Origin of the sequence: Pseudoalteromonas sp. Z1A6, from assembly GCF_011378745.1 — a bacterium.
In the GTDB taxonomy this organism is placed as follows: domain Bacteria; phylum Pseudomonadota; class Gammaproteobacteria; order Enterobacterales; family Alteromonadaceae; genus Pseudoalteromonas; species Pseudoalteromonas arctica.
In genome coordinates this window covers 1-4,085 of sequence record NZ_WTKW01000359.1, presented here as the reverse complement: position 1 = coordinate 4,085, position 4,085 = coordinate 1, and the positions used below count along the sequence as shown (strand labels likewise).

Genomic DNA, 4,085 nt, shown 5'->3' with positions numbered 1-4,085 from the left:
TTATTAAATAAATAAAATGCTAAAGCCTGCAGTACTTAAGGGTTGGTTTTAATTAAATATATAATTATTCTAAGGAGTTACCTAACGCACTGTTTTAGTGCAACTTTTTAGATGTGTTAGTTTAATTCAGGGTATTGTTGAAGTTAATCGTACAATCCTTAATATTCAAACTTTTATATTATTGACAGCACATTGTTTGGCACTATCATGTACTACAAAATGAATCTTGGCTTAATTTTTGCAAAATTAAACATATTGCTATAAATAATGGAATTAAATAATTGGACACACAGCGGGTTAATAAACCTTCCGGTTTTACTCTTATAGAATTAATGATAGTAATTGCAATTATTGGGATTTTATATGCAATTGCACTTCCTAGTTATACGAGCTACATACAGCAAAGTAGAAGAGCAGATGTGCAACAGATTTTATTACAACAAACAGCTGTTTTAGAAAGGCAATACACTCGTGTTGGTGGCTACCCAAGTACATTTACTTTTCCTACCTCAGATTATTACTCCTTTAGCTATACAACCGATGCAACTACAGGTGCTTCAAATGGGTCTGAATTTACAATACAAGTTACTCCTAAAGGTGCACAAAAAAGTGACGAGTGTGGCAAGTTGTCTGTAAATCAAAGCGGTACAAAGTCTGCAGATAAATCCCAGTGTTGGTAAAAAAAAGCATTGGCTTTACTTTACTCGAAGTTTTAATCACGATGACTATTATCGGTATTCTAACTGCCGTTGCGGCTCCTTCGTTTATTACTTTTATAAAGCGGGATCGATTAATTACAAACTCGAACCAATTGCATAGTGTTTTTAAGTTCGCGCGAAGCGAAGCGGTCAAAAGGGATCAAAAAGTCTCGCTCAAACTAACAGACAGCCAATGGCAGGTACAAACAGAAATAGACTCTAAGCAAACAATGTTAAACATGTTTGAAATCACGCATAACAGCATTTCAGTCGGCCTTGAAGATATTAATATTTCAAGTACAGGCGAATTAAGTCAATCCTATCAAATTTTAGTAACCGATGGTGATAGCTCAACTTCTGATTTTACACTGTGTATTTTACAAAGCGGGCAAAGTTGGTTAGCTGAGGCGCCTGAAACATGCTAAAGAATCGCAATAAAGGATTTTCTCTTTTAGAGGTTATGATTGCATTAATTATTGCAACCGTGGCTTTATTAGGATTAGCCTCAGGGCAATTAAAATCATTGCAATACATAACAAACAGTTTTAATTATACGGTATCTATAATTGAGGCTAATAATGTATTAGAACGAATTTGGCCACACCTATGCGAACTGCAACAAACGAATCCTGATTTGTACAATGATGCTGATTTCAGAGCTTATTTATCTCCACAGATTGATGCCTATACACTTATTTTACCAGCGGATTTTTCTAATGATTTAACTGTTGAAATAACATGGCAAGATAAACGTTTGACTGACAATTTAGAAAACCGTGTTGTAATTACAGGAAGTTTTCCGACGCTACCTGCTGGATGCGTGCCATGAAAAATTTAATAAATAAGCACCATGGTTTTACGTTAATAGAGCTTATGGTTGCACTTGCTGCAGGTATGTTTTTATTAGGTGGTGTGAGCCTGGCTTATTCTTCAATTAATAGCAGTACCAGCACAGCAAAAGATTTAGAAAATGCATTAGATGTAATCCGATTTAGCAGTAAAGTATTTACACGAAGTCTAAAACAAACCAGCTCAATTCCTACTTATAGCGATAATATTTTAAGTGTTGAGCAAGAATCGGGTGTACTTGCATGCACAGGCTCAATAATTAATGCGCCATTCACTGAAAAATATAGTCACGAAGACGACTCATTATTTTGTGATATAGGTAATGGCAAAGTAAAAATATTAAAAGGTGTTAATACAATTAGCTATCTAATTGATAACAATGTTGTGAGTGTCCTTGTAGAACCTACAAACTTACCAAGCCAATTTAATAACAGCTTAGTTATTGATATATCTTTGTCGCAAATGGTAATGAATAAGGCATTTCAATAAATGAAAAATACATCTGGTTTTACGCTTGTTACCGTACTTATTTTAACATCTATGGCTTCAATTGTTGTACTTAGCACTCTTAGAGATAGTGTGATTCAGGAACGTTTGAGTGGCAATTTTCAGAAAAAGTTGAACGCAAGGTTGATGTCCGAAAAAGGCGTATTTTCGAGTATGGAAAAACTTGAAACAGCAATGCTTGCAGACCCGACTATAAATATTAATGATCTAATAGCCGGTAATAGTGAAGTTTCTGGAACAGGCTCACTTGAATCTAGCATATACAATGCAACCATCGAGATTGACAGTAATGGCGATATTTTAATTTCTAGCGAAGGAACCCGCTTTGAAGGTGAGGACCAAATGCAAGCTATATTCGAATATGTAGCAGGTGGTGGCGGAACTACCAGTGCCTCAGTTTTTTCTAATGGAATTACAGGATGTTCTGGTGTTGCAATTAGTGGAAGTGGCTTAATTGATAGTTATGATTCGTCTTTAGGGGATTATAACGACACGCTAGATGATGGCAGTAAAAATACATCAGAAGAATCTTTTGTTAATACAGTTAACGATACTGGTGATATTACGCTCAATGGTAGCGGTACAATTGAAGGTGATGTTTTATCCTCTAGTAACTTATCAATTATTCAAGGCGCAGATGTTACAGGCAATATTCATAGTAATGGCAATTTAATACTCTCTGGTGGTGTGGTTATTGGAGGGGATGCATCTGCATATTTAAGCTTCACACAAAGTAGTGGTACTGTTTCGGGTAGCGTTTCTGCAAATGAATCTATATCAGTAAAGCAAACTCCGGTTGGTGGTGATATTAGTTCATCAGGTCCAATTTCGGTTACAGGTAATACAGTCCAAGGAACAATTCGTTCATATGGTTTAGTGGCTCTTACACAAACAATAATACGTAATGGTGTTTATACTTCCGGTAATTATGAACAAACAGGTGGAACTGTATACGGTCGAGTACGTGTTCACGGTAATGTAACACTTAAACAGTGGGGCAGTACTATTGATAGTAAAGATTTAAGATACGCAGGTAACGGCTCTTTTAAAGGCGATACACCAGAGTATGCTTTTTCACCTTATAAAGTATCAAGTACAGACATATCAATACCAACTATTGAGCCAGTTGAAAAAATAACACCAGAAAGTGAAAATAATAGAGGGTTAACTGCGTGTGATCCACTTGATATTGCAACAGCAATTGATAGCGTGTCAGTTAATACGACAAGCCCTGATCTTTTTATAAACAATAATAGCAGTGCAGGTGACTTACTCGAATTAGAAACTAATAAGGCTAACTTTTTAGTAGATTTTGGAAGTACTCCAGATGGTGCCATCACTGCTAAAGCTGCAGCTTTTCTTGATTCAGCAACTCAAATATTTTATTTTGATGACGTGAAAATTAAGGGGCGAATGCAGGTAAAAAGCAACCACAATGCGGTTATGTTTGTAGATGGTGATTTTACAATGAATGGCGCAAGTTCGCTAACGATCCCTGATAACAGCAGTTTAACTATCATAATTAAAGGAAAGCTTAAGATAGGAAATGGTGCACAAGTTTACGCACCAGATAATGGAGTTACAAATGAAGGCCGACCCGTTTTTAGTATTTATAGTTCATACAATGGAAGTGACACTGGGATAGAGTTTTCAGGTGGTACACGAGAGCTTTACGCTGTTATATACGCACCACTTACACAAGTTAAAGTTACTTCAGCTGTCGGTTTTAAAGGTTCTATTTTAGGAGATACCGTTATTGTAAGCGGCGCCGGTGGTATTCACTTTGACACGGCATTAAATGAAGCAAGTTTTGGTGGCTCTTCATCTGGTGGTAATGAATCAACAAGCAAATTAGTTTTTAAAGGGTGGCGCTTTACACCCATTGAACAAAGTAATGAATAAAAAATACTGCTAATAAGCTTATTTCTATAAGAGAAGCTATTAGGCTTGCTAAATTAATTGCTCTTATTAATATTCTAAAATTTAAAACTCGAACGTAAAACCAAACGCTCTTAATTTTTCATATACGTT

General features: G+C 35.8%; 5 protein-coding genes. All 5 read left to right on the top strand.

The window, feature by feature from the left end:
* The first annotated feature begins 281 nt into the window (after window positions 1-281).
* From GQR46_RS17040 to GQR46_RS17020, 5 genes are read left to right on the top strand one after another with little or no spacing between them, the layout of a single operon-like run.
* Window positions 282-680 carry a type IV pilin protein gene (locus GQR46_RS17040; RefSeq protein WP_165741669.1) on the top strand — a complete coding sequence of 133 codons (399 nt, stop codon included), beginning with the start codon at window positions 282-284 and terminating at the stop codon, window positions 678-680.
* Window positions 671-1,123 (top strand): GspH/FimT family pseudopilin, encoded by a 453-nt coding sequence (locus GQR46_RS17035; RefSeq protein WP_165741667.1) that lies wholly within the window; start codon window positions 671-673, stop codon window positions 1,121-1,123. Before GQR46_RS17040 ends, GQR46_RS17035 begins: the two co-directional genes overlap by 10 nt.
* A complete protein-coding gene (locus tag GQR46_RS17030) occupies window positions 1,117-1,527 on the top strand; it encodes a prepilin-type N-terminal cleavage/methylation domain-containing protein (protein WP_165727826.1) in 411 nt (136 codons plus the stop codon). Before GQR46_RS17035 ends, GQR46_RS17030 begins: the two co-directional genes overlap by 7 nt.
* On the top strand, window positions 1,524-2,036 hold the full coding sequence (locus tag GQR46_RS17025; RefSeq protein ID WP_165741665.1) for a prepilin-type N-terminal cleavage/methylation domain-containing protein: 513 nt from the start codon (window positions 1,524-1,526) through the stop codon (window positions 2,034-2,036). The genes GQR46_RS17030 and GQR46_RS17025 overlap by 4 nt, the downstream gene beginning before the upstream one ends.
* Window positions 2,037-3,956: a PilX N-terminal domain-containing pilus assembly protein gene (locus tag GQR46_RS17020; RefSeq protein ID WP_165741662.1), complete on the top strand. Its 1,920-nt coding sequence runs from the start codon at window positions 2,037-2,039 to the stop codon at window positions 3,954-3,956. It begins immediately after the preceding gene.
* Window positions 3,957-4,085 lie beyond the last annotated feature (129 nt).